The sequence below is a fragment of the Rhizobium sp. NLR10b genome, assembly GCF_019685435.1.
GTDB lineage: Bacteria > Pseudomonadota > Alphaproteobacteria > Rhizobiales > Rhizobiaceae > Rhizobium.
Map to the genome: position 1 here is coordinate 32,705 of NZ_JABDWV010000003.1, position 22,181 is coordinate 54,885.

The window sequence follows — 22,181 nt, forward strand, 5'->3', positions numbered from 1 at the left end:
CCGCTCATTCCGCGCGGAAGACGAAGCGCGAATAGCCGAAGAAGCTGAAGACCATCGAGGCGACGCTGGCGATCACCATGGCCGCCAGCGGTTGCAGCGCCGGCAGCGAAAGCAGCAGCGCAGAGTATAGCCCGTAATTGACCAGTGCCGCCGTCACGCCGACCGAGCCGTAGCGGAAACCCTCGGCGGCAAGCGACCGGCCGGAACGATCGAAGGTGAAGCTGCGGTTGAAAGCCCATGTGGTCGCCATTGCCGTCGCGATGGCGACGAGCCGGGCCAGAAACGGTCCGAGTGGCGTCAGATGGAGCAGCGCCGCCAGCATGCCGGCATCGACAAGGAAGCCGATGCCGCCGCCGATCGCGAAGCGGACGAGCTTTCTCATGCCGCATCCGCCTTGCCGGGACGATCGCGCGATGCCGGTTTGGCGTCGGCGAGCGGTGCCTTGACCGCACTCGGGGTCTCCAGGCTCATATAATGGATACGAAGCTGCTCGGCCCGGGCGCGGGCCACGGAATCCAGGATGACGCCGGCGGTAAAAAGCATGAAGGAGATCATCATCAGCGCCATCGACAGCACCCAGGTCGGCATGCGGCTGACGAGGCCCGTGTCGAAATATTCCGCCAGCACCGGCGTCATGAAGCCGAGGCTCGTCAGCATGAAGGCGGCGCTGATCGCGCTGAAGAAGGCGAAGGGCCGGGTTTCCTTCATCAGCATCGCGAACATCCAGAGGATTTTTCCGCCGTCGCGGAACGTCGAAAGCTTGGAATGCGAGCCTTCCGGGCGCCGGCCATAGTCGAGTTCCAGCTCGCTGACCGGAAGCTTCAGCCGGGAGGCATGCACCGACATCTCCGTTTCGATCTCGAAGCCGCCGGATACCGCCGGGAAGCTTTTGACGAAGCGACGTGAGAAAGCGCGGTAGCCGGAAAAGATATCGGTGAAGTCGGGGCCGAAGATCGTTCGGTAGAGCAGGTTGAAAAGCCGGTTGCCAAGCGCATGGCCCTGACGGCCGGCATCGGCATGCACGCCGCGCCGGGTTCCCACGACCATGTCGGCGCGCTCGGTTAGAAGCGTTCGCACGAGCTCCTCGGCGTCGCCAGGCGCATAGGTTCCGTCGCCGTCGGCGATGATATAGATGTCGGCCTCGATGTCGGCGAACATGCGGCGCACGACGTGCCCCTTGCCCTGGCGCCGTTCGCGCACGACATGCGCTCCGGCCAGCATCGCCTGCAGCGCGGTGCCGTCGGTGGAATTATTGTCGTAGACGTGGATCGCGGCATCCGGCAGCGTCGCCCGGAAGCCCCGCACCACAGCGCCGATCGTCGCAGCTTCATTATAGCAGGGAAGCAGGACGGCAATGTCCGGGTGATGGGTAAGCGTTCGGGCCATGACTCTACTCGTTACACTGAAAAGCCGCCACCAGCCTAAATCACGCAGCGTTAATAAGACCCTATGACGCAGGCAAAATCGGCTGCGGTCTCAGACGGCTTTACACTTTCTTGATCGGTGCCCGCTAAGGTTCGGGCATCTGGAAACGAAGCGCTAACCACGATGAACGCCGTGCAGCCGATCGCTGATGCATCCGCCGTGACCGCCGCCCGCCGGAGCCGGCTCGGGGGGCTGCTGACGCGTCTGTGGCCGGCTGTCATTGCCTATAGTGTCATCCTCGCCGCCGTTATCCTTGTTACCAAATTCTCCGGCTCCACCGATTATGTCGGTCCCGACAACGACGACGGCATGCGTCTCGTCGAGGTTCGCGATTTTCTTGCCGGCCAGGGCTGGTTCGATCTGACGCAATATCGTCTCGGCCTTGCCGGCGGTACGCTGATGCACTGGTCGAGGCTGATCGATCTGCCGATCGCTTCGCTGATCTGGTTCTTCGGCCTGTTTGCGCCGCATGAAACCGCCGAGGCGCTGGCGCTCGCCGTCTGGCCCGTATCGCTCATCTTTCCTGCCATGCTGGCCATGGGCGTCGCCGGCCGCCGGATCGGCGGCGTCGCGGGCATGCATATCGCCCTCGGTCTCACCGCTCCGGCGATCTACACCGGAAACCGCTTCGCCCCGGGCGCCATCGATCATCACAATGCGCAACTGGCGCTGGTCGCGACGATGGTGGCGATGCTCGTGGACCCCCAGCGTCGCGGTTGGAGCTACTCAGTCGCCGGCGTTGCGGCGGCTGTCGCCATCGCCATCGGGGCCGAGACCACCCCGTTCGTCGCCGGCGTCTGCCTCACGGTCGCCCTGCTCTGGGCATGGGAAGGGGAGAATTTCGCCGTCGCCGCCCGGGCCTTCGGGCTGTCGCTGACGATTACGATCAACATTCTTTTCTTCGCAACGGTACCGCCCCGGCTCTATTCGATGGTCACCTGCGACAATCTCTCGCTCGGCTATTACAGTCTGGCGGCGATTGGTGGCGGCCTGCTGCTGTTTTTGGCCGTTTTTGCCAGCGGCTTGCGTCGGCCCTTGCGCTTTACCGCGCTCGCCTTTATCGGCGTCGGCGTTTTTGGTGCGGCGATCGTCATCGCGCCGCAATGCCTGAGCGATCCGTTGGGCAATCTCGATCCGATGCTGGTCGAGCTCTGGCTGCGGCATATTTCGGAAGCCCAATCGCTCCTGGCGCTGGCGCGCACCGATCCCACCGCGGTCGGCGCCTTCTATGCGGCAGGCCTCTTCGCCATTGCCGTCTGCATCTTTCGCCTCATTCAGCGCGACCGCGTGCAGATCCACCTGATCCTGCTCTTCCTGATCGCCACGAGTTGGGCAATCGCGCTGGTCCAGGTGCGCGGCTCTTCCTTCTCGAACCTGCTTTCGATCCTGCCGCTCGCCCTGCTGATCATTGATGTCAGGCGCATCTCCAACAGCGACAGCGAGAATGTCGCCGCTGCCTTCGTCTATGTGATGAGCGTGCTTGCAAGCGTTCCGGCGGTCTGGGCCGTCGGTGGCGGGCTTGTCTCGCTGCAGATGGAGAACGATGCGCAGAAGAAGGCGGCGGAGCCGACAAAAGCGCTTTCCTGCACATCGAAAGAGGCGCTGGCACCGCTTGCCGAACTCCCGCCCGGCCTGGTCTCCGCGCCATCGGAAATGGGTGTGCCGATCCTCCGCTTCACGCAGAACCGGGTTCTCTCTGCCCCCTATCATCGCGATCAGGGCGGCATGCTGACGGAAATGCATATCGGCCTGGCAACACCGCAGGAGGCGGAAGCCTTCCTGAAGGAAGCCGGTGTGACGGCGCTTGCTTTCTGCCAGAAGGACCTGCAGACGCGCGAACTCGCCAAATTGAAGCCAGATGGGCTCTATGCCGAACTCGGCAAGGGGAATATTCCGCCCTATCTGGAGCGGCTGGCGCAGGTGCCGGGTACGGGCGTCCAGTTCTTCCGCTACCGGCCGACGGCGAATTGACGCCGACAGCCTTTATGTTGCGCTGACGTCAGTGAGACGTGCGGACGGCCCGCAGACGGTCGCTGGCATAAAGCCCGAGCACGAAGAGGATAAGGCCGCCATTATAGCCGAGAATGGCATAAACAAGCGCCAGAAGTGACACCGGCCCCGGCGAGGTTATCGCCGCCAGCGTGAAGCTCATTCCGATCAGCGCGGCGACCAATGCGATACCGGCGGCCGAGCGCATTAACCCGGCGCTGATGCCCAATGCTGCTGCTGTGAGAATAATCATTTCAGCACCTTCCCAGAGAGAACGAGGGGAAGAATAGGAAGCGTCAACTAACAAAGATTTACCGGCTCTCTCGGCTGAAAATCCTTTGTATTGCGGTGGTTAGCAATCCCTTTCAGAGAAAACGCGCGTTTTATCTATGCGTTCCCCGACGGAGCGAATTTTCCCGTTTTTCTTGTCATTCTTATCGCTGCAACGACCGCATGCACGCAATGCCCGGAGCGTGAATCTTGATGCAACGGCGACGACTCTGCCTCGCCACCGGTTTCAGCAGTCGGGAAAACGGTCTCTCCGGCTGTCGCGACCTTCCCGTTTCCCGCCAATGGAAATAGAAAGGAGGGATGAGCAACCTCTTCGACAGCGATTCGCCGACCAACCTTGCCGAATATTCGGTTTCGGAGCTTTCCGGCTCGATCAAGCGCACCGTCGAAACCGCCTTCGATCAGGTTCGCGTGCGCGGCGAAATATCCGGCTATCGGGGTCCGCACTCCTCCGGCCACGCTTATTTCGCACTGAAGGACGATCGCGCCCGTATCGACGCCGTTATCTGGAAAGGCACTTTCTCGCGGCTGAAGTTCCGTCCTGAGGAAGGCATGGAGGTGATCGCCACCGGCAAGGTCACCACTTTTCCCGGCTCATCGAAATATCAGATCGTCATCGAGACACTGGAGCCGGCAGGCGCCGGCGCGCTGATGGCGCTGATCGAGGAGCGCAAGCGCAGGCTCGGCGGCGAAGGCTTGTTCGATGCGGCCCGGAAGAAGCGGCTGCCCTTCATGCCGCATGTGATCGGCGTCGTCACCTCGCCGACCGGCGCCGTCATCCGCGATATCCTTCACCGCATCTCCGACCGGTTTCCCGTGCAAGTCCTCGTCTGGCCGGTGAAGGTGCAGGGGGAGGGATCCGGCGAGGAGGTGGCGAACGCCATCCGCGGCTTCAACGCGCTGGACCCCGCCGGCGCCATTCCGCGTCCGGATGTGCTGATCGTCGCGCGCGGCGGCGGCAGCCTGGAAGATCTCTGGAGTTTCAATGACGAGATCGTCGTGCGCGCTGCTGCCGAAAGCCGCATACCGCTGATCTCGGCCGTCGGCCATGAGACCGACTGGACGCTGATCGACTATGCCGCCGATGTGCGCGCTCCGACGCCGACCGGGGCGGCGGAGATGGCTGTGCCCGTCAAGGCGGAGCTCGAAGCGCAGGCGGCCGCACTTGCCGCCCGCCTGCAGGGTTGCATGAACCGGCAGATGGATCAGCGCCGCCAGTCCGTCCGTAGTCTGATGCGGGCATTGCCCTCGCTTGATCAGCTTCTCGCCTTGCCGCGCCGCCGCTTCGACGAGACGGCGGCCGGCCTCGGCCGCGGGCTGGAACTCAACACCATCAACAAGCGTCGCGGCTTCGAGCGCATCGCCTCGCATCTCCGCCCGGATGTGCTCTCCAATCGCATCGCCGAGCGACGCCAGCTTCTGAGCGAGCGCATGGCGCGGGCCGAGCGCACCGTCGAGCGCCTGGTCGATCGCTCGAAGTCCCGCATTGACCGCGCCGAGGCCATCCTCGCCTCGCTGCCGGCCCGGCTGAAGACCGAGACAGACCGCAGTCGCGAGCGGCTCGGCAACCTTTCGCGCCATGCCGATACGGCGATCCGCCACCAGCTGACGCGCGGCCGCGCCGAGCTCTCCGCGCAGGACCGCGTGCTGCAGTCGCTCTCCTACAAGAACGTGCTGAAGCGCGGCTACGCCGTCATTCGCGACGAGGACAACAGGCCGGTCTCGCAGGCGGCCGCACTTTCCGCCGGCATGGGCATCGCCATCGAATTTGCCGACGGCCGTGTCGGCGCAATGACCACGGAAGGCAGCATCTCGCCTGGCGGCGCCAAGAAGCGCAGCACAAAACCGGCGGAACCGACGAAGCAGGGAAGCCTGTTCTAACGATGCGGATCCTGCTGGTGCTCGCCCATCCCTTGTCGGACAGTTTTGCTGCCGCGGTGGCGCACACGGCTCGCCAAGCGCTGGAAGCTTCCGGTCATGCCGTCGATCTGCTCGATCTCTATGCCGAGGATTTCGATCCACGACTCTCCGAGGCCGAGCGCCGTGCTTACTTCGATATGCCCTACGACACCTCTGATGTGGCCGATATCGTTGCCCGGCTGAAGGCGGCCGATGGTCTCGTCCTCGTCTTTCCGCAGTGGTGGTTCAATTTCCCAGCCATCCTGAAAGGCTTCTTCGATCGCGTCTTCGCGCCAGGTGTGGCCTTCACGCATGACGCCGCTGGCGGCCGGATCGTGCCTGAGCTCACCAATATCAGGCTGCTCTATGCGCTGACGACGACGGGCTCGCCCTGGTGGCTGGTGCATCTCTATATGGGCGATCCCGTTCGCCGCCTGCTGAAGCGCGGTATCGCCAACTTCTGTTCGAGGAAGCTTATCTTCCGCATGCTGAGCCTCCACGATATGGACCGCGCCACGGAATCCAGGCGCAGGGCGCATCTGGAGCGTGTCAGCAAGGCGCTCGCCGCCATCTAAAGAGCCTTTCCTGATCAGATTGAAGCATTCTGCCGGAGGGCTGAAACGGGCCGGCTGATCGACCGGCCGGCTTGGCCGTAGAGCTTGGCTACGACGCGCGCCGGCCGGTCGACCATCCGACTCCGTTTGAGCCAACAGAATGCTTCAATCTGACCTGGAAAGGCTCTTATTATTCGAAATCCGCGAGGAATTTCTTCAGCAGTCGGTCAAACTCGGCCTTGTCCTCGGCCGTCAGGTTGCGCGTCAGCCGCTGCTGGTTGGCGACATGCGCGCCGACCGCCTCTTCGACGGTCGCAAGCCCCTTTTCGGTCAGCGCGATCAGCACGCTGCGCCGATCCTGCGGATTGACGATGCGCTCGACCAGGCCCGCCTTCTCCAGCTGGTCGATCCGGTTCGTCATCGTGCCGGAGCTGACCATGGTCATTTCCAGGAGCTCGCCCGGCGAAAGCCGATGAGGTGCGCCGGAGCGGCGAAGTGTGGCCAGCACGTCGAAGGCCGAGGTGGAAAGCCCGTGCTTCATGAGCATGGCTTCGACTTCGCGGCCGAGATGGGTGCCGAGGCGTTTCAGGCGCCCGAGGATGCCCATCGGCTCGACGTCGAGATCCGGCCGCTCGCGCCGCCATTGCGCCAGAATCCGGTCGACGTGATCTTGCTTCGCTTCACCCATGTGGGATGGATACCACTGCATATCTTGACGTCAAGATAAATTGCGTTATGTTCGAATTTATCTTGATGTAGAGATTCTTGAGATGAAGACAAATTCTCGATACTTGGCGGATGTGCTGACGACCGCTGTCGCCCCCGCTATCTGGGGCAGCACCTATTTCGTCACCACATCCTTCCTGCCCCAGGGCTATCCGTTGACGGTCGCTCTGCTGCGCGCCCTGCCGGCGGGCCTGCTTCTGCTACTGTTTGTTCGGAAGCTGCCGACGGGCGTCTGGTGGGGCCGCGCCTTCCTTCTCGGGGCGCTGAACTTCTCGTTCTTCTGGGCGATGCTGTTCGTCTCCGCCTACCGGCTGCCCGGCGGCGTTGCCGCGACCGTCGGTGCCGTGCAGCCGCTGATCGTCATCGCCCTGTCGCGGCTTTTCCTCGGCAAGCCGGTCCGGCCACTTGCCGTGCTGGCGGGTCTTGCCGGCATGGCCGGGGTCGCGCTGCTGGTGCTGACGCCGAAGGCGAGCCTCGATCCCGTGGGTGTCGCCGCCGGTATCGCCGGCGCGGTTTCGATGGCGTTCGGCACCGTGCTGTCACGGCGCTGGGCGCCGCCGGTGTCGAACCTCACCTTCACCGCCTGGCAACTGTCGGCAGGCGGTATTCTCTTGGTACCCTTTGCGCTCTTCCTGGAACCGGCGCTGCCGTCGCCGAACATCGCAAACATTGCCGGCATTGCCTATCTCGGTCTGGTGGGTGCGGCTTTCACCTATCTGCTCTGGTTCCGCGGCCTGTCGCGCGTCGAGCCCTCGGCGATTTCCTCGCTCGGCTTTCTGAGCCCTGTGGTCGCGACCCTGCTCGGCTGGCTGGCGCTCGGCCAGAGCCTGACGCCGGTGCAGATCGCCGGTTTCGCCCTGGTGCTTGCCGGCGTCTGGCTCAGTCAGCGCAAGGTGATGCCGCTCAGGCCCATTCGCCCTGCCGCATCACCGGGACCCGCGAGCCGTCCGGTGTGATGCCGTCGATATCGACCTTGTTGGAGCCGATCATCCAGTCGATGTGGATCAGGCTGGAATTGCCGCCCTGCGCCTTGATCTGCTCCTGGCTGAGGGTCGCGCCGTTGAGGAAGCACTTGGAGTAGCACTGGCCGAGCGCGATGTGGCACGAGGCGTTTTCGTCGAACAGCGTGTTGTAGAACAGGATGCCGCTCGCCGAGATTGGCGAGGAATGCGGCACGAGCGCCACTTCGCCGAGCCGGCGCGCGCCCTCATCGGTATCGAGCACCTTGTTCAAGACCTCTTCGCCGCGTGACGCCTTGGCTTCGACGATCCGCCCGCCTTCGAAGCGCACCTGGATATTGTCGATCAGCGTGCCCTGATGCGACAGCGGTTTGGTGCTCGAGACATGACCTTCGACCCGCAATGCATGCGGCGTGGTGAACACCTCTTCGGTCGGAATATTCGGATTGCAGGTAATGCCGTTCTTCGCGGTGGAGGCGCCGCCGTGCCATTCATGTCCGTCGGCGAGGCCGACCGTCAGATCGGTGCCCGGCCCCCGGAAATGCAGCGAAGCAAAACGCTCGCCGTTCAGCCAGGCTGAGCGCTTGGCGAGATTGGCATTGTGCTCCGCCCAGGCGGCGACGGGGTCGCTGACATCGACACGCGAGGCAGCAAAGATCGCCTTGGCGAGCTTGGCGATCGCGATCGGCTCCGGGTCGTCGGGGAAGACCACCTTGGCCCAGGAGGGGTTGGGATAGGAGACGATGTTCCAGTTGATGTCGAAATTCGAGATCTTTTCCAGCGCCGGCTTATAGGCGGTGGAGGTGGCGCGATTGGCGCGGCCGACCTTGCCGGCATCCTGTTCGGAAAGCAGCATCGGGTTGTCGCCGGCGACGGCCAGGCGGGCCGCCCCGTTGGCATAGGCCTTGGCCATGCCCTCGTAGAGCCAGTCGGAGGCGCGGTCGAAGCTCTCGTCACTGCCATATTGGAAGCGCGCCAGCGTCGTTTCCTCGTCGGAGTAGAAGGCGCTCACCAGCCCGGCGCCGGCCTGATAAGCGTGTTTGGTGATGAGGCGGACAAGCGGCAGCGCCACGACAGGCGCGGTGATCACCAGGTCCTGGCCCTTCTGCAGCTGCAAACCGACCTTGACGGCGACTTCCGCGAGCTTCTCGAGCTTGACGGGATCAACGGTGTTCTGGCTCTGGGGCATGAAAGTCATGATTCAACCTGCCTTCTGTCATCGACGCTAGAGCAATTCCAGGAAAAGTGCGATGCGGTTTTCTCAGGCAAAGCGCAAAGCGCTTTTGCCGGGAATTGCGTAAACAAAAGAGTAGAGCGGTTCTGCGCTTCCGTGAAAGCTGAACCGCTCCAAGAGGCTGAAAGACTTAGACCCGTTTGCGGCGAAAATGAAGCGCGCCGCTGCCGATTCGAAACCGGCCGGCGCGATGCCCGACCGGTTTCAGCGCAAGCGTCAAGCCGCGGCAGGCAGGCCGAGCAGGATCGACTTGTGCTTGTCGAGGAATTCCATCAGCCGCTGCGGATAATCTTCGCCGACGGCGTCTTTCACGCTTCGCCGTTCGCCGAGCGCGCTCCGCCAGCGCGTCACCCGTTCAAGCCCCGCGAAGATGCCGCTATCTCCCAGCCTGTCGAAAACATCGAAATACCGAAAGATCGGCGCGAAAACGGCATCGACGAGGCTGAAGCTGCTGCCGGAAAAATAAGGTCCGTCCGCGAGTGCTCCTTCGAGCGTCGTGAACTTGGCGATCAGCATCTTGCGCTTGGCCTCCAGCTGTTCCGCGTCCGTGGCGGTTTCATAGCCCCAGAGATCGGAAAGCACGGATGAGCCGAATTCCATCCAGCCGCGATGGCGGGCGCGGGCAAGCGGATCGGCAGGATGCAGGGCGGGCCCCGGCTGCGTCTCCTCCAGATATTCGCAGATGACGCTGCTTTCGAAGAGGACGGCCTCGCCGCCTTCTTCGTCCTCGATCCTCAGCAGCGGCACCTTGCCGAGCGGCGAGATCTGCAGGAACCAGTCCGGCTTGTTGGCAAGGTCGATGTTGATGCGCTCGAAGGGAACACCCTTTTCGCGAAGTACGATGGCGGCGCGTTGCACATAGGGGCAGAGATGGTGGCTGATGAGGGTAAGCCTGCTCATGAACGTCTCCTCGTTTTAATAGATGCATTTGCATATAATAGCGCTTGCGGCCTTATGCAAGATAAATGTATTTGCATCTATGATGGAAAAGACAACGAAGCTGAGCGAAGCCGCCACCTCCGCCTGGATCAGCATCATGCGCGCCGGCGAACGGCTGCTCGCCGCGATCGAAGCCGATCTGAAAACGGCCGGCATGCCGCCGCTTGCCTGGTATGACGTGCTGTGGGAATTGGCGCGCTCGAAAGACGGCAAGCTGCGGCCCTACGAGATCGAGGAGCGAACCTTGCTGGCGCAGTATAATCTTTCCCGGCTGATCGACCGGCTGGAAAGAGAGGGCCTGGTCCGGCGCGAGGTCTTCGCCGAGGACGGCCGTGGGCGCTGGGTTGTGATTACCGATGCCGGCCGAACGCTTCGCACACGGATGTGGGCTGTCTATGCGGCAGCGATCGAGGCCCATGTCGGCAGCAAGCTTGCCGAAGACGAGGCGAAGGCGATTTCCGGTCTACTCGCGCGTTTCCTCTAATCAGGCGATCAATGATGCACCGACCGCTTTCAACGCTCTCAGCGCATCTTTCGGATCAAGCCGCACCTGCAGCCCGCGCTGTCCGCCATTGATATAGACCAGCGGTTCGGCGAGAGCGGTTTCCTCGATCGCCGTCGGCACGGCCTTCCTCTGGCCGAAGGGACTGATGCCGCCGACATGGTAGCCGGTCAGCCGCTCGGCATCGGCCGGCTTCATCATATTGGCCGACTTGCCGCGAAAGGCGCTGGCGAGCTTCTTCATGCTGACCTCGCGATCCGAAGGCACCACGACGCAGACCGGCTTGCCGTCCACCTCGGCCATTAGCGTCTTCAGCACCCGCTGCGGCGCCTCAGCAAGGGCTTCCGCCGCCTGCAGCCCGACGCGCTCCGCGCCCGGGTCATAAACATAGATGTGGATGGTGAAGGCGACGCCTGCCTGGGAAAGAACCTGTGTCGCGCGCGTGGTCTTGGACATTGCTCAGCGCCCGAATATATCCGCGTAATTCTCCGGCTTGAAGCCGATCACCAGCTTGCCTTCGGTCTCCAGCACCGGCCGCTTGATCATCGACGGCTGGTCGAGCATCAGCGCGATCGCCTTTTCCCGGCTCAGATTCTCGCGCTCGGCATCGGGCAGTTTGCGAAAGGTGGTGCCGGCGCGGTTGAGCACCGCATCAAGGCCGGCCTGGTCGATCCAGGCTTCGAGATGGGGGCGGTCGATGCTGAACGCCTTGTAATCGTGAAACTCATAGGCGACGCCGTGTTCTTCCAGCCAGCTGCGGGCTTTCTTCATCGTGTCGCAATTCTTGATCCCATAGATGGTGACGGCCATGCCCGATCGTTCTCCCTGTGATGGCAGCGGGATAACATGCGCGAGAGACGGCGCAAATGCCGCCCGGCATTTATCCCGGGCACCGTTTGTTCAACTCTCCAGCGTGCCGGCCTTGCGTGCGGCCTTGCTCGGCCTGGCGCAGACGATCTTCATCAGGTCGCCGCGCCGGCGCACCAGCCGATCCGAGGTTCGGGTCAGGACCAGCCCATCCTGCGGTGCATGCAGATCGATGCTGCCGTCAGGCCGACCGGGCCGGGTGACGATCGTCGCCAGAAGCTCGCCCTCTGCAACCCTGTCGCCGATCGTGCGATGGAAGAGCACGGCGCCGCCTTCGGGAGCGCGAATGATCTCGACATTGTCGAGCGGCACGGCGGGACCGGCAAACATGGCCGGCGCCATTCTGTCGTCGCTCACGATCCCCCGTGCCGCGAGAAAACGCCAGAGCCCGTCCGCATCCCGCTTCGCCAGCAGCGGATCGACGTCGCGCTTGCCGCGCAGCTCGACCGTGACCGAAAGCTTGCCCGGCAGCCGGGATTGTCGTTCACCGGGAACCGCATATTTCCATGCAAAACCGACGGCCTCCTCGAAGGCCGAGCTTTCGCCATCCGAAAGCAGCACCGCCTCCATGTCGAGCGCGGCGGCAAGATCGGCCGCCTCCGGCCAGAAGGCCTCATCGATATAGGCATATTGCAGCGATTCATCGTCGCAGTGCAGATCGAGGACGAGATCGGCGCCGAGCGCCATATCCAGAAGTCGCCGCTTCAGCTGGTCCGTAGCCGGATAATCATTCAGGTCTTCCGTCAGCATCGGCCGATCGGCGACGCTGATCAGCGGAAAATCCCGATTGAAATTGGTACGCGAGCCGAGATCGAAGCGGCCCTGCAAGTCGCCGAAATGCGATTGCGCCGCGCCGATCGGGTTGGCCTGCGGCACGATGGTGATGTCGCCGGCGACCGCGCCTTCGCTTTCCGCCCGCCGCAGGCGCTCGCAAAGGAAATGCAGGAGCGCCGTTCCCGGCAGCTCACCGGCGTGAAGCGCCGACTGGATATAGGCCTTCGGAGCCTTCGGATTACGGCCCGCAAAACGCAGCACCGGCAGCCGCCACTCCGTTCCCGGCGTATCGCCTGGGATGATGATCTCCGAACCTTCCATGCTGTCCTTGCTCCGCGTTCACCAGCCGACCAGCTTTATGCGCGGAAATCCGGCGAGCGCAAGCCTCACCGGCACCCTTGTCTCAACCGGGGGCAATCCCGAAGAAAAGCAGGTTGCCGCTATGTTGATCTTGCCTTGCCGTCGAGATCACGGACGAACATCAAAAGGCGCCTGCTTCATCGGCTTCCAAGCCGATAGGAACAAAAAAAGAACGATTTTCGCAAGAAACGGGTTGAAACCGGGGTCTCGCCATAGGATCCTTTGGGAGATCGTAAATGCGGAGGCTGTGTCATGGCCGAGACGATGCATCACTATCTCATCTTCGAAACCGCTGGCGGCTTCTGCGGCATCGCCTGGAGCGACGCCGGCATCGCCCGTTTCCAATTACCGACGAAAACCGCGGAGGCGACGGAACGGCTGCTGCTGCGCCGCCTGCCGGATGCCCAACCCGGCGCCCCGACGCCTGAGGTGGTGGAGACGGTAGCGGCCGTGAGGCGCTATTTCCAAGGCGAGGAAACCGATTTCTCGGGCGTCGAACTCGATCTTGCCGACCAGAATGACTTCTTCCGGGATATCTATGCGGCGGCAAGGCGTGTTGGCTGGGGCAGCACGACCACTTACGGCGCGCTGGCCAGGGAACTCGGCGCCGGGCCGGAAGCGGCTCGCGACGTCGGCCAGGCGATGGCCAAGAACCCGGTCGCCCTGATTATCCCCTGCCACCGGGTGCTTGCCGCCGGCGGCAAGATCGGCGGCTTCTCGGCGCCCGGCGGCTCGTCATCGAAGGCCCGCATGCTGGAGCTCGAAGGCGTCAGCCTCGGCCCGCCGCCGCCTGCCCAGCAGTCGCTGGGCTTTTGAGCGGCCGGACAATTCCACGGGACGTGGCTGCTCAATGCGGGCTGGCCGTCGGGCGGATGATGATTTCGCTGACATCGACGTCGTCAGGCTGGCTGATGGCATAGAGGATCGCATTGGCGACGGCTTTCGGGCTGATGGTGATCGCCCTGAAAGCCTTCATGGCGTCCCGCGCCGTCGTGTCGGTGATCGTGTCGGCAAGCTCGGATGTCGTCGTGCCGGGCGAGATGACGGTCACGCGGATACGGTCGGTCTCCTGCCGTAGCCCGTCCGAAATCGCCCGCACGGCAAATTTCGTTGCGCAATAGACGGCCGCGGTCGGCGAGACGCTGTGGCCGCCGATCGAAGACAGGTTGATGATCTGCCCCGATCCCTGTGCCTTCATGATCGGAAGCGCTGCCGCTATGCCGTAGAGGACACCCTTGATGTTGACGTCGACCATCCGGTCCCACTCGTCGACCTTGAGCGCGTCGAGCGGCGACAGCGGCATGACGCCGGCATTGTTGATGATGACATCGAGCCGGCCGAATTCGGCCTTGGCGAAGCCTGCAAAGGCTTCCACCTGGACACGGTCGGTGACGTCGAGCTTGCGCAGACGCACCGTTCCACCCCCGGCTTCGATTTCGCCGGCGAGCGCCTCCAGGCGGTCGCTGCGGCGCGCGCCGATCACGACTCGCGCGCCGGCGGCGGCCAGCACTTTTGCCGTGGCCTCTCCAATGCCGCTGCTGGCTCCGGTGATGGCAATGACTTTTCCTTCGATATCAGACATTTCAAACTCCATGAGCAGATTGAGGATTTTCGTGATGGTCAACTCGGAAAATCGGCGCTGAGAGTCGTCTTCGCCCACGCATCGAAATTGGCGCGCAGCGTGTCGAGCCGATCGCGGGCGATCTTCAGGGAAGCTGCCCCGAGCAGCAGACGCAGCGGCGGTTCGCCCGCCTCGAAGGCCGATATGATTGCGCTTGCCGCGCGCGCGGGATCGCCCGGCTGCTTGCCGGAGATTGAGCGGGTGGCCTGGCGCCGCTTGCCCGCGGTCTCGGCATAGTCTTCGATGATCGTGCTGGATTCGACCATCGACCGGCCGGCCCAATCCGTGCGGAAGCCGGCGGGCTCCAGGATCGTCACACGAATGCCAAGCGGCCCGACCTCATGGGCCAGCGATTCCGACAGGGCTTCGACCGCGAATTTCGTGGCGTGGTAGTAGCCGGTCGCGGCGAAGGCGACGAGCCCGCCGAGCGACGAGACGTTGAAGATATGCCCCTGCCGGCGTGAGCGCATGCGGGGCAGAACCTGTTTGGTCACGGCGATCAACCCGAAGACATTGGTCTCGAATTGGGCGCGGATCTCGGCATCCTCGCCCTCTTCGATCGCCGAGAGATAGCCGTAGCCGGCATTATTGGCGAGAACATCGATGGCGCCGAAATGCGCCTCGGCGGCGTGGACCGCAGCGGCGATGGAGCGGCCGTCGGTTAGGTCGAGGGCGAGGGCCAGCGCCCGCTTCCCATGCGCTGCTGTGAGATCGCTGAGCGTATCGGGTCTGCGCGCCGTAACGGCAGCGCGCCACCCGCGCGCCAGGACCGCTTCGGCGAGTGCCCGGCCGAGGCCGGATGATGCGCCGGTGATGAACCAGATGGGTGTGGTGGAAGACATGGTCGTCATCCTTTCCGGCCGTCCTATGCGGCCCTTTCCTGTGCGCGAGCGGTCATTTGCGGCGAAGCACCATGCCGCCGTGATGGAGCGTATTGTCGTCGACGAAATCGCCGTCGGCGGTGAAGCCCGTATCGTCCCAGTATTCAATGTGCGTTCCGGTGACTTCGTAGCGTCCGCGATAGGCGCTCTCCCGGCTTCCGCGGGCCTCGTCGTAACGATTGTCGGGCAGGAGTCCGTGTCGGACGCGGCCGTCGTCGGTGACCCACATTCCGACATAGGGATGCTGCTGCATGGTGTTCTCGCTTGGCTGTTGGAACTTGGTTTTTCGCACGTTCGGAGCGTCGGCCGACCACGCCGGCGTCGCGGTGCCGGTCAGAATGATGGCGGTGAAGAGATGCAGAACTGGGCTGCTGTAAAACTTTCGCATCGCGCCTCCTTTCGAGCGGGGAGCGCTTGGGGCTAGGCCATGCCTTGACCTCGACAGGAAGATAATCTTGGCGAGCCGCGCGATTAAGTTGCCAATGCCGGATGGCTTGGTTAACATTGCTAACCAATGGCCGATGATCTCGAAGGCATTTCAGTCTTTCTCGCCGTAGCGGAGGCCCGGAATTTCCGGCTCGCCGGCGAGCGTCTGGGCGTGACCCGCTCCGCCGTCAGCCAGGCCTTGCAGCGTCTTGAGGACCGGCTTGGTGCGCCCCTGGTTCAGCGCACGACGCGCAGCGTCAGCCTGACCGAGGCCGGCGAAGTCTTCCTTGAGGTGGTTCGTCCCTCGATGCGCCAGGTCAGGGATGCGATGCAGACGGTGCGCGACATGCAGGCGCGCCCGAGCGGCCTGCTGCGGATCACCGTTTCCTCCATCGCCGAGCGCTTCCTATCCGGGACTTTGCTCGCCGGCTTTATGCAGGCCTGCCCGGGCATCAAGCTCGATATCACCATCACCGATGACGAATTCGACATCGTCGAAGCCGGCTTCGACGCTGGTGTGAGACTGGGCGAGGTGATCGAGCAGGATATGATCGCGATTTCGGTTTCGTCTCCACAGAGACAATGCGCCGCCGCATCGCCAAGCTATCTCGAGCGTCACGGTTCGCCTCGCCATCCCCGCGACCTGGAGAACCACGCCTGCATCGGATGGCGGCCGCGCCCGGATACCGCGCCCTATCGCTGGGAGTTCACGGAGAACGACCGCGACTTCGACGTCGCCGTCGATCCCGTGGTCACGACCAATGACATGGGAATGATGATCCGCATCGCCTGCGCTGGGGCCGGAATCACCTTCGGCATGGTGGAAACTTTCGAGCCCTATATCGATCGCGGCGAACTCGTGCCGCTGCTGGTGGAGTTCTGCCCGCCATTTCCGGGCTTCTATCTCTATTATCCCAGGCGCCAGAGGCAGCCAGTGAAACTGCGCGCGCTGGTCGACTATGTGCGCCGGTCGGCCGGTAATTAGGCCTAATCAAGTGCCGTGCCGCTGGCATGGTTGCTGCCGGCATGTGGTTTTGGTATTCCCGAGCACCTAGTCGATGGCCGAGCGGGCGACGTCATGCTGGCCCCTCCGGTCGCCGTTCTGAACATCCGCTGGCGGAGAAAATATGCTCGACGACGTCTTTCCCATTCCGACCAGGGCATTGATCCGCCAGGGTGGGCGAGCCTGCTTCCATCGCCTCGTCACGACCAGCCCGCTGCTGATCCAGGTCCAGTCTGGAACGAAGATCGTCATGTCGGATGACAAGCCTTTGCGCCTTGAGGCCGGCGATTACGGCCTCTTGCCCGACCACCGGCCGTTGACGATGGAGAACATTCCGAAGGCGCCGCAGAAATACCAGACCCTGGCGCTTCCAATTCCGCGACAGCTTTTCGAGGACGCTTATGATAGGATGGGATCGGTCGCCGTGCCATCACGGCCTCTTCCGGCCAGCACCTCGAGGCTGCCGGAGGAAGCTGCTGCCTTGTTCGAATATTGCAGTCAGCCGGGCAATCTGGCGCGGCTTCCGGGCGCCATCGCCAAGGCCCGTCTGATGGAACTCGTCACCTGGTTCGCGCTCTGCGGGGCGGTGCTCGGCCGATGCGAAAGCCCTCGACTTGAGGACCGGCTGCGGCAGATGATCGAAGCTGATCCGGCCGGCGCCTGGACGCTGGCGAATGCTGCGGGCTTGTTCAACATGAGTGAGGCGACGCTGAGGCGGAGGCTCTCCGCCGAGAATACCGCCTTCAGCGAGGTCTTGAGCGATACCCGGATGAACCGCGCTCTGGCGCTTATCCAGACGACGACATTGCCGATGGCGCAGGTTGCGCTGGAGGTCGGTTACGATTCGCCTTCGCAATTTTCCGCACGCTTCAAGGAGCGGTTTGGCGTCAGCCCGCGTCATGTACGCAGCGGCCCCGAGCACTTTGAGCGGATCGGGGCAGAAATTGAGCAGAGCGGGGCAGATGCGCTGGAGCGGTGACGATAGTTTCCCGGCATCGTCAACCAAGGAGAACAACAATGCGTTTGATCACAGCAGCACTTATGGCCGCCTCCGTCTTCGGCGCCACGGCCGCCCACGCCGAAATGAAGCTCACCTCGAAGGATCTAGCCGCCGGCAAGGCCATGGCCGACGCGCAGGTCTTCAACGGCTTCGGCTGCTCGGGCGGAAACATTTCGCCGGAACTGGCCTGGTCGGGCGCGCCCGAGGGTACCAAGAGCTTCGCCGTCATGGCATACGATCCGGATGCGCCCACAGGCTCCGGCTGGTGGCATTGGTCGGTGTTCAATATCCCCGCAGATATTTCGAAGATTGCCACCGGCGCAAGTGGTGGCAAGAAGCTTCCCGCAGGCGCCGTGGAAGGTCACACCGATTTTGGCACTTCCGGATATGGCGGCGCATGCCCGCCGACCGGCGATAAGCCGCACCGCTACCAGTTCACCGTCTACGCGCTCAAGGTGGACAAGCTTCCGCTTCCGGAGACGGCGCCGGGCGCCATGGTCGGCTTCTATGTCAGGGCCAACACGCTCGACAAGGCCTCGATCGAGGTGACTTACGGCCGCTGAAGCTGGCTCTGGATCCGCAACGTCCTTACACAATCAAGGCCGGCCGTGGTGACTGAACCTCGGCCGGCCTATGCGTGCCTTCCGTCTTCGCCGGCAACGTCACTTGCGGCTCCTCATTAGGCAGGAACATAGGTGAGCTTGATCACATTCTCGTCGATCAGATTATGGCTCACAAGACGAAGCGGCGGTCGGGGCCCGGCGAAATATGGTTTGCCGTGGCCAAGCACGACGGGATGCAGGTAGATGTGATACTCATCAATCAGGCCGAGTCCGGTAAGGCTTTGCGCCAGGTCCGGCCCGGCAACTTCGATCTCTCCGTCACGCTCGGCCTTTAGAGCGCGCATCGCGCCCTCGAGATCATCCCCGACAAGGCTGGCGTTGGGGCCGACCGACGTCAATGACCGCGAGACCACCCATTTCGGCTGCTTCCGCCACGCCGCTGCAAAGGCCTGTTCCTCTGCATTCCACTCGGGATGATCCTCATCCCAATAACGCATGACCTCATACGTCCGACGGCCGTAGACGCTGCCCGCCTGCCTCCGAGCCTGCTCGACGAAGTGGCGGAAGAGGATGGGGCTTGGCCCGAAGGCCGTGTGGTCGACGTAGCCGTCCAGCGACTGGTTCATCCCGAATACGAGCTTGGCCATGCCAACTTCCCTTTTTGAACGGAGCATCCACGTGCGTTCGGCTGCGCACCGATAGGAAATAGGCTAGATCAACTGATTTTAATTTGCAATTGGTTTTTGGCTATACGATGAAGGCCGGCTACACCGCACCGGATGCTTTCGCCCGCGCCTTTCGGCAAAGGTTCGGTCAATCGCCTTCGTCGTTCCGGAAGTCTCCCGACTGGGAGCCGTGGCTTGCGGCCTTCGGACCTCTCGACAACGCCAGGAGCAAGCTGATGCAGAAGACTTTTACCCCCAACGACATGACGATCCGCAATGTGCCGCCCACGCCGGTGGCGATCATGCAGCATCGGGGTGACCCGGCGATGCTCGCCGCCACCATCCAGCGGTTCATCGCCTGGCGCAAGGCCGCCGGTCTGCACCCCAGGACAAGTCCGACCTTCAACGTCTGGCGTTCAGAACGGCGCCCTGCTGAGCCTGCCGATTATAGCGTCGACCTCTGCGTGGGGACCAGCCGGCCGATCGAGGCGGGCGAAGGGATCAAAGCCGGCGAGATCCCCGGCGGGCGCTGCGCGGTGCTGCGCGTCCTCGGCAATACCGATAATCTGGAGGCCGGCACTCTACCTTTATCGCGACTGGCTTCCGGCGAGCGGCGAGCAAGCACGCGATTTCCCGATCTATTGCCAGCGGCTAAGCTTCTTCCCGGAGGTGCCGGAGCATGAGGCGGTGGCGGAGCTGTTTCTGCCGCTGAAATAGCGGTCTCGGAGGGCGGCTTCTGCCCTCATTCCCATTCGATCGTGCCGGGCGGCTTCGATGTGACGTCGTAGACCACGCGGTTGATGCCGCGCACCTCGTTGATGATGCGGGTGGCGGCGCGGCCGAGGAATTCCATGTCGTAGTGGTAGAAATCCGCCGTCATGCCGTCGACTGACGTGACCGCGCGCAATGCGCAGACGAATTCGTAGGTGCGTCCGTCGCCCATGACGCCGACGGTCTGGACGGGCAGCAGCACGGCGAAGGCCTGCCAGATGGCGTCGTAGAGCCCGGCCTTGCGGATTTCGTCGAGATAGATCGCATCGGCTTCGCGCAGGATCTCCAGCTTCTCGCGGGTGATGCCGCCGGGGCAACGGATCGCAAGGCCCGGACCGGGGAAGGGATGGCGGCCGATGAAGCTGTCGGGCAGGCCGAGCTCGCGGCCGAGCGCGCGCACCTCATCCTTGAAGAGTTCGCGCAGCGGCTCGACGAGCTGCATCTTCATGCGCTCCGGCAAGCCGCCGACATTGTGATGCGACTTGATCGTCACCGACGGGCCGCCGGTGAAGGAAACGCTCTCGATGACGTCGGGATAGAGCGTGCCCTGGCCGAGGAAATCGGCGCCGCCGAGCTTCTTCGCCTCTTCCTCGAAGGTCTCGATGAAGAGCCGGCCGATGATCTTACGCTTGGTCTCCGGATCGCTGACGCCTTCGAGCTCGCCGATGAAACGGTCCGACGCATCGACATGCAGGAGGTGCAGATTGTAATGCTCGCGGAACATGGCGACGACATTGGCCGCCTCGTCCTTGCGCATCAGGCCGTGGTCGACGAGGATGCAGGTCAGCTGGTCGCCGACGGCCTCATGGATCAGCAGCGCCGCGACGGAGCTGTCGACGCCGCCCGAAAGCGCGCAGATGACGCGCTTGTCGCCCACCTGCTTGCGGATCTCTTCGACCGCCTTCTGGCGATAGGCCGACATCGACCAGTCACCCTTGATGCCCGCGACATTGTGAATGAAGTTGCCGATCAGCTTGGCGCCGTCGGGCGTATGGACGACCTCCGGATGGAACTGCACGCCGTAATATTTGCGCTTCTCGTCGGCGATGAAGGCGAAGGGCGCATTGGAAGAGGTGGCGACCACCTCGAAACCATCCGGCAGCGCCGTGACGCGGTCGCCATGGCTCATCCACACCTGATGGCGCGAACCGGAGGACCAGAGGCCTTCGAACAGCTGGCAGTCCTTGTCGACGTCGAGGAAGGCGCGGCCGAATTCGCGGTGATGGCCGCTTTCGACCTTGCCGCCGAGCTGCATGCACATCGTCTGCTGACCGTAGCAGATGCCGAAGAGCGGCAGGCCGCTGTCGAAGATGATCTGGGGTGCTCGCGGCGACCCTTCGTCGACCGTCGAAGCCGGACTGCCGGACAGAATCACCGCCTTCGGCTGCAGGCGCTTGAAGCCCTCTTCGGCGGATTGAAAGGGAACGATCTCGCAATAGACGCCGGCCTCGCGCACGCGCCGTGCGATGAGCTGGGTCACCTGGCTGCCGAAATCGACGATGAGAACGGAGTCGGGATGTGCTGTCTGGGTCATGGCGAGGCTTTAAAGAAAAGCGCTTCGCCTGGCAATCCGGGAAATCGGCGGCGTCGAGTTTTTATTGTTCCGATTGTCCCCGCGCGTCGGAGAAGACGCGCGGCGCTGAACTCTAAAACCAGAAAACCCCGTCCTCCAGCGCCGTGAACAGGCTGTCGACGCCGTAGGAGAGCTTGCGATCGACGATATGCAGATATTCTGTCCAGCCGGAGATATGCTGCAGTTCGACCGCACCGTCGGAAATGCCGCGCAGGCCGATCAGCGGCAGCTTGTAGCCCTGGCAGGCGCGCAGCACTGCATAAGTCTCCATGTCGACCATGTCGGCGTCGATGTCGCTATAGGCGGCGCCCGAGATGACGTTGCCGCCGGTGGAAAGGCTTGCTTCGGGAATGCCGGGGATGCGCAGCGGCAGCTCGAGCGCCGCGGGCAGGTCGAGAAACGGCGTCCTACCCTTTTCGAAACCGAGCGGCGAAGCGTCCATGTCGCGATAGGAGACCGAGCTCACCTGATAGACTTCGGTCTGCTCCAGTTTCGCCGAACCGGCCGAGCCAAGCGAAACCACGAGATCCGGCAGGTCGTCGGCCGCATCCAGCCGTGCCAGGGTCTTGGTCAGCGCGACCGCCGCCTCGACCGGGCCGACGCCGGTCATCAAGGGTTCGATGCGCGAACGCAGGAAGGAGCCGTATTCGGCCTCCGCCGCCATGACGAAAAGCATGGATTTTCCTGCGACCGACTTCAGCTCGAACTTCATCCTGTGATTCCTTCTCTGCCGCGGATGACCATCATCGTTCCGGTCATGGAGGCGATGAGTTTCGCCGGCCCGTCGCTGATCGCGTAGCCTCGTCCGTCGGCGACGATAATGGTGGAGCCGGGTTTGGTGATTTCGCCGCGAAACAGGAAGCGCTCGCCACGCCCCGGCGACATCAGGTTGACTTTGAACTCGATCGTCAGGATCGAGGCCTCGGGATCGATGAGGCTGTAGGCCGCAAAGCCGCAGGCCGAATCCAGCGCCGCCGAAATGATGCCCGCATGCAGGATGCCGTGCTGCTGTGTCAGTTTGACGTCGAAGGGAAGCTCGATCTCGACGACGCCGTGCTCGACGCGCGTCAGCTCCGCGCCGATCGTCTGCATCGCCGCCTGGCGCGCAAAATTGCGGCGGATTCGCGCGCGGAAATCGCCCCTGTCAGTCTCGCTCATG

25 protein-coding genes and 1 pseudogene are annotated in these 22,181 nt (G+C 63.2%); 10 read left to right on the forward strand and 16 right to left on the reverse strand.

Annotated features, from left to right (window positions below; all coding sequences use genetic code 11):
* Window positions 1-4 precede the first annotated feature (4 nt).
* Together HJB91_RS05055 and HJB91_RS05060 are read right to left on the reverse strand one after the other, a co-directional pair.
* The gene (locus tag HJB91_RS05055; RefSeq protein ID WP_210629530.1) at window positions 5-382 is read right to left on the reverse strand and encodes a GtrA family protein; all 378 of its coding nucleotides are present in this window, start codon (window positions 380-382) and stop codon (window positions 5-7) included.
* The gene (locus HJB91_RS05060; protein WP_221145718.1) at window positions 379-1,386 is read right to left on the reverse strand and encodes a glycosyltransferase; all 1,008 of its coding nucleotides are present in this window, start codon (window positions 1,384-1,386) and stop codon (window positions 379-381) included. The genes HJB91_RS05055 and HJB91_RS05060 overlap by 4 nt, the downstream gene beginning before the upstream one ends.
* A 162-nt stretch (window positions 1,387-1,548) precedes the next feature.
* Between HJB91_RS05060 and HJB91_RS05065 the strand changes: the two genes are divergently transcribed.
* Window positions 1,549-3,396 (forward strand): hypothetical protein, encoded by a 1,848-nt coding sequence (locus HJB91_RS05065; RefSeq protein WP_221153579.1) that lies wholly within the window; start codon window positions 1,549-1,551, stop codon window positions 3,394-3,396.
* Between the two features lie 28 nt (window positions 3,397-3,424).
* Here the strand turns inward: HJB91_RS05065 and HJB91_RS05070 are convergent, their stop codons facing one another.
* A complete protein-coding gene (locus HJB91_RS05070; protein ID WP_020920162.1) occupies window positions 3,425-3,667 on the reverse strand; it encodes a hypothetical protein in 243 nt (80 codons plus the stop codon).
* 338 nt (window positions 3,668-4,005) lie between these two features.
* On the opposite strand from HJB91_RS05070, the gene xseA reads away from it, so the two are divergent.
* Complete coding sequence (xseA, locus tag HJB91_RS05075) at window positions 4,006-5,586, forward strand: exodeoxyribonuclease VII large subunit (protein WP_210629527.1); 1,581 nt, start codon at window positions 4,006-4,008, stop codon at window positions 5,584-5,586.
* A 2-nt stretch (window positions 5,587-5,588) separates the two neighbouring features.
* Complete coding sequence (locus HJB91_RS05080; RefSeq protein ID WP_210629526.1) at window positions 5,589-6,179, forward strand: NAD(P)H-dependent oxidoreductase; 591 nt, start codon at window positions 5,589-5,591, stop codon at window positions 6,177-6,179.
* 169 nt (window positions 6,180-6,348) lie between these two features.
* On the opposite strand, the gene HJB91_RS05085 is transcribed toward HJB91_RS05080, so the two are convergent.
* Window positions 6,349-6,846: a MarR family winged helix-turn-helix transcriptional regulator gene (locus tag HJB91_RS05085; protein ID WP_221122707.1), complete on the reverse strand. Its 498-nt coding sequence runs from the start codon at window positions 6,844-6,846 to the stop codon at window positions 6,349-6,351.
* A gap of 82 nt (window positions 6,847-6,928) precedes the next feature.
* Between HJB91_RS05085 and HJB91_RS05090 the strand changes: the two genes are divergently transcribed.
* On the forward strand, window positions 6,929-7,840 hold the full coding sequence (locus tag HJB91_RS05090) for an EamA family transporter (protein ID WP_221153580.1): 912 nt from the start codon (window positions 6,929-6,931) through the stop codon (window positions 7,838-7,840).
* Here HJB91_RS05090 and HJB91_RS05095 read toward each other — a convergent pair.
* A complete protein-coding gene (locus HJB91_RS05095) occupies window positions 7,788-9,041 on the reverse strand; it encodes an aminopeptidase (protein WP_210629523.1) in 1,254 nt (417 codons plus the stop codon). The two genes, HJB91_RS05090 and HJB91_RS05095, sit on opposite strands and share 53 nt — an antisense overlap.
* 252 nt (window positions 9,042-9,293) lie before the next feature.
* Entirely contained in the window at window positions 9,294-9,977 is a 684-nt protein-coding gene (locus HJB91_RS05100) for a glutathione S-transferase family protein (protein ID WP_210629522.1), read from the reverse strand.
* Window positions 9,978-10,056: 79 nt separating this feature from the next.
* Here HJB91_RS05100 and HJB91_RS05105 point away from each other — a divergent pair, with 79 nt between their 5' ends.
* Window positions 10,057-10,500: a MarR family winged helix-turn-helix transcriptional regulator gene (locus HJB91_RS05105; protein WP_210629521.1), complete on the forward strand. Its 444-nt coding sequence runs from the start codon at window positions 10,057-10,059 to the stop codon at window positions 10,498-10,500.
* Here the strand turns inward: HJB91_RS05105 and ybaK are convergent, their stop codons facing one another.
* The 3 genes from ybaK to HJB91_RS05120 all read right to left on the reverse strand — a co-directional run bounded on the left by ybaK (window position 10,501) and on the right by HJB91_RS05120 (window position 12,480).
* Window positions 10,501-10,974: a Cys-tRNA(Pro) deacylase gene (gene ybaK / locus HJB91_RS05110; RefSeq protein WP_221145727.1), complete on the reverse strand. Its 474-nt coding sequence runs from the start codon at window positions 10,972-10,974 to the stop codon at window positions 10,501-10,503.
* A 3-nt stretch (window positions 10,975-10,977) separates the two neighbouring features.
* A complete protein-coding gene (locus tag HJB91_RS05115) occupies window positions 10,978-11,328 on the reverse strand; it encodes an ArsC family reductase (protein ID WP_210629519.1) in 351 nt (116 codons plus the stop codon).
* A 90-nt stretch (window positions 11,329-11,418) separates the two neighbouring features.
* Window positions 11,419-12,480 (reverse strand): succinylglutamate desuccinylase/aspartoacylase family protein, encoded by a 1,062-nt coding sequence (locus HJB91_RS05120; RefSeq protein WP_221153581.1) that lies wholly within the window; start codon window positions 12,478-12,480, stop codon window positions 11,419-11,421.
* A gap of 291 nt (window positions 12,481-12,771) precedes the next feature.
* Here HJB91_RS05120 and HJB91_RS05125 point away from each other — a divergent pair, with 291 nt between their 5' ends.
* Window positions 12,772-13,335 (forward strand): methylated-DNA--[protein]-cysteine S-methyltransferase, encoded by a 564-nt coding sequence (locus tag HJB91_RS05125; RefSeq protein WP_210629517.1) that lies wholly within the window; start codon window positions 12,772-12,774, stop codon window positions 13,333-13,335.
* A 31-nt stretch (window positions 13,336-13,366) separates the two neighbouring features.
* On the opposite strand, the gene HJB91_RS05130 is transcribed toward HJB91_RS05125, so the two are convergent.
* From HJB91_RS05130 to HJB91_RS05140, 3 genes are read right to left on the reverse strand one after another with little or no spacing between them, the layout of a single operon-like run.
* On the reverse strand, window positions 13,367-14,101 hold the full coding sequence (locus tag HJB91_RS05130; RefSeq protein ID WP_210629516.1) for an SDR family oxidoreductase: 735 nt from the start codon (window positions 14,099-14,101) through the stop codon (window positions 13,367-13,369).
* 38 nt (window positions 14,102-14,139) lie between these two features.
* Window positions 14,140-14,991, reverse strand: a complete 852-nt coding sequence (locus tag HJB91_RS05135) for an oxidoreductase (protein WP_221153582.1) — start codon at window positions 14,989-14,991, stop codon at window positions 14,140-14,142.
* A gap of 43 nt (window positions 14,992-15,034) precedes the next feature.
* Window positions 15,035-15,409: an Atu4866 domain-containing protein gene (locus HJB91_RS05140; RefSeq protein WP_221145731.1), complete on the reverse strand. Its 375-nt coding sequence runs from the start codon at window positions 15,407-15,409 to the stop codon at window positions 15,035-15,037.
* 126 nt (window positions 15,410-15,535) lie between these two features.
* Here HJB91_RS05140 and HJB91_RS05145 point away from each other — a divergent pair, with 126 nt between their 5' ends.
* From HJB91_RS05145 to HJB91_RS05155, 3 genes are all read left to right on the forward strand, one after another.
* Window positions 15,536-16,432: a LysR family transcriptional regulator gene (locus HJB91_RS05145; protein WP_210629513.1), complete on the forward strand. Its 897-nt coding sequence runs from the start codon at window positions 15,536-15,538 to the stop codon at window positions 16,430-16,432.
* Window positions 16,433-16,574: 142 nt separating this feature from the next.
* Complete coding sequence (locus HJB91_RS05150) at window positions 16,575-17,429, forward strand: helix-turn-helix domain-containing protein (protein ID WP_221145733.1); 855 nt, start codon at window positions 16,575-16,577, stop codon at window positions 17,427-17,429.
* 38 nt (window positions 17,430-17,467) lie between these two features.
* Window positions 17,468-18,013, forward strand: coding sequence for a YbhB/YbcL family Raf kinase inhibitor-like protein (locus tag HJB91_RS05155; RefSeq protein ID WP_210629511.1), 546 nt, complete (start codon window positions 17,468-17,470; stop codon window positions 18,011-18,013).
* 116 nt (window positions 18,014-18,129) lie between these two features.
* On the opposite strand, the gene HJB91_RS05160 is transcribed toward HJB91_RS05155, so the two are convergent.
* Window positions 18,130-18,660 carry a dihydrofolate reductase family protein gene (locus tag HJB91_RS05160; protein ID WP_221145735.1) on the reverse strand — a complete coding sequence of 177 codons (531 nt, stop codon included), beginning with the start codon at window positions 18,658-18,660 and terminating at the stop codon, window positions 18,130-18,132.
* 107 nt (window positions 18,661-18,767) lie between these two features.
* On the opposite strand from HJB91_RS05160, the pseudogene HJB91_RS05165 reads away from it, so the two are divergent.
* A pseudogene (locus HJB91_RS05165) lies at window positions 18,768-19,395 on the forward strand (GyrI-like domain-containing protein); the annotation flags it as partial.
* 25 nt (window positions 19,396-19,420) lie between these two features.
* Here HJB91_RS05165 and guaA read toward each other — a convergent pair.
* From guaA to HJB91_RS05180, 3 genes are all read right to left on the reverse strand, one after another.
* Window positions 19,421-20,983, reverse strand: coding sequence for a glutamine-hydrolyzing GMP synthase (gene guaA / locus HJB91_RS05170; protein WP_210629509.1), 1,563 nt, complete (start codon window positions 20,981-20,983; stop codon window positions 19,421-19,423).
* 112 nt (window positions 20,984-21,095) lie between these two features.
* Window positions 21,096-21,734, reverse strand: coding sequence for a 5'-methylthioadenosine/S-adenosylhomocysteine nucleosidase (locus HJB91_RS05175; RefSeq protein ID WP_011423682.1), 639 nt, complete (start codon window positions 21,732-21,734; stop codon window positions 21,096-21,098).
* Complete coding sequence (locus tag HJB91_RS05180; protein WP_064707699.1) at window positions 21,731-22,180, reverse strand: PaaI family thioesterase; 450 nt, start codon at window positions 22,178-22,180, stop codon at window positions 21,731-21,733. The genes HJB91_RS05175 and HJB91_RS05180 overlap by 4 nt, the downstream gene beginning before the upstream one ends.
* Window position 22,181: the final 1 nt, after the last annotated feature.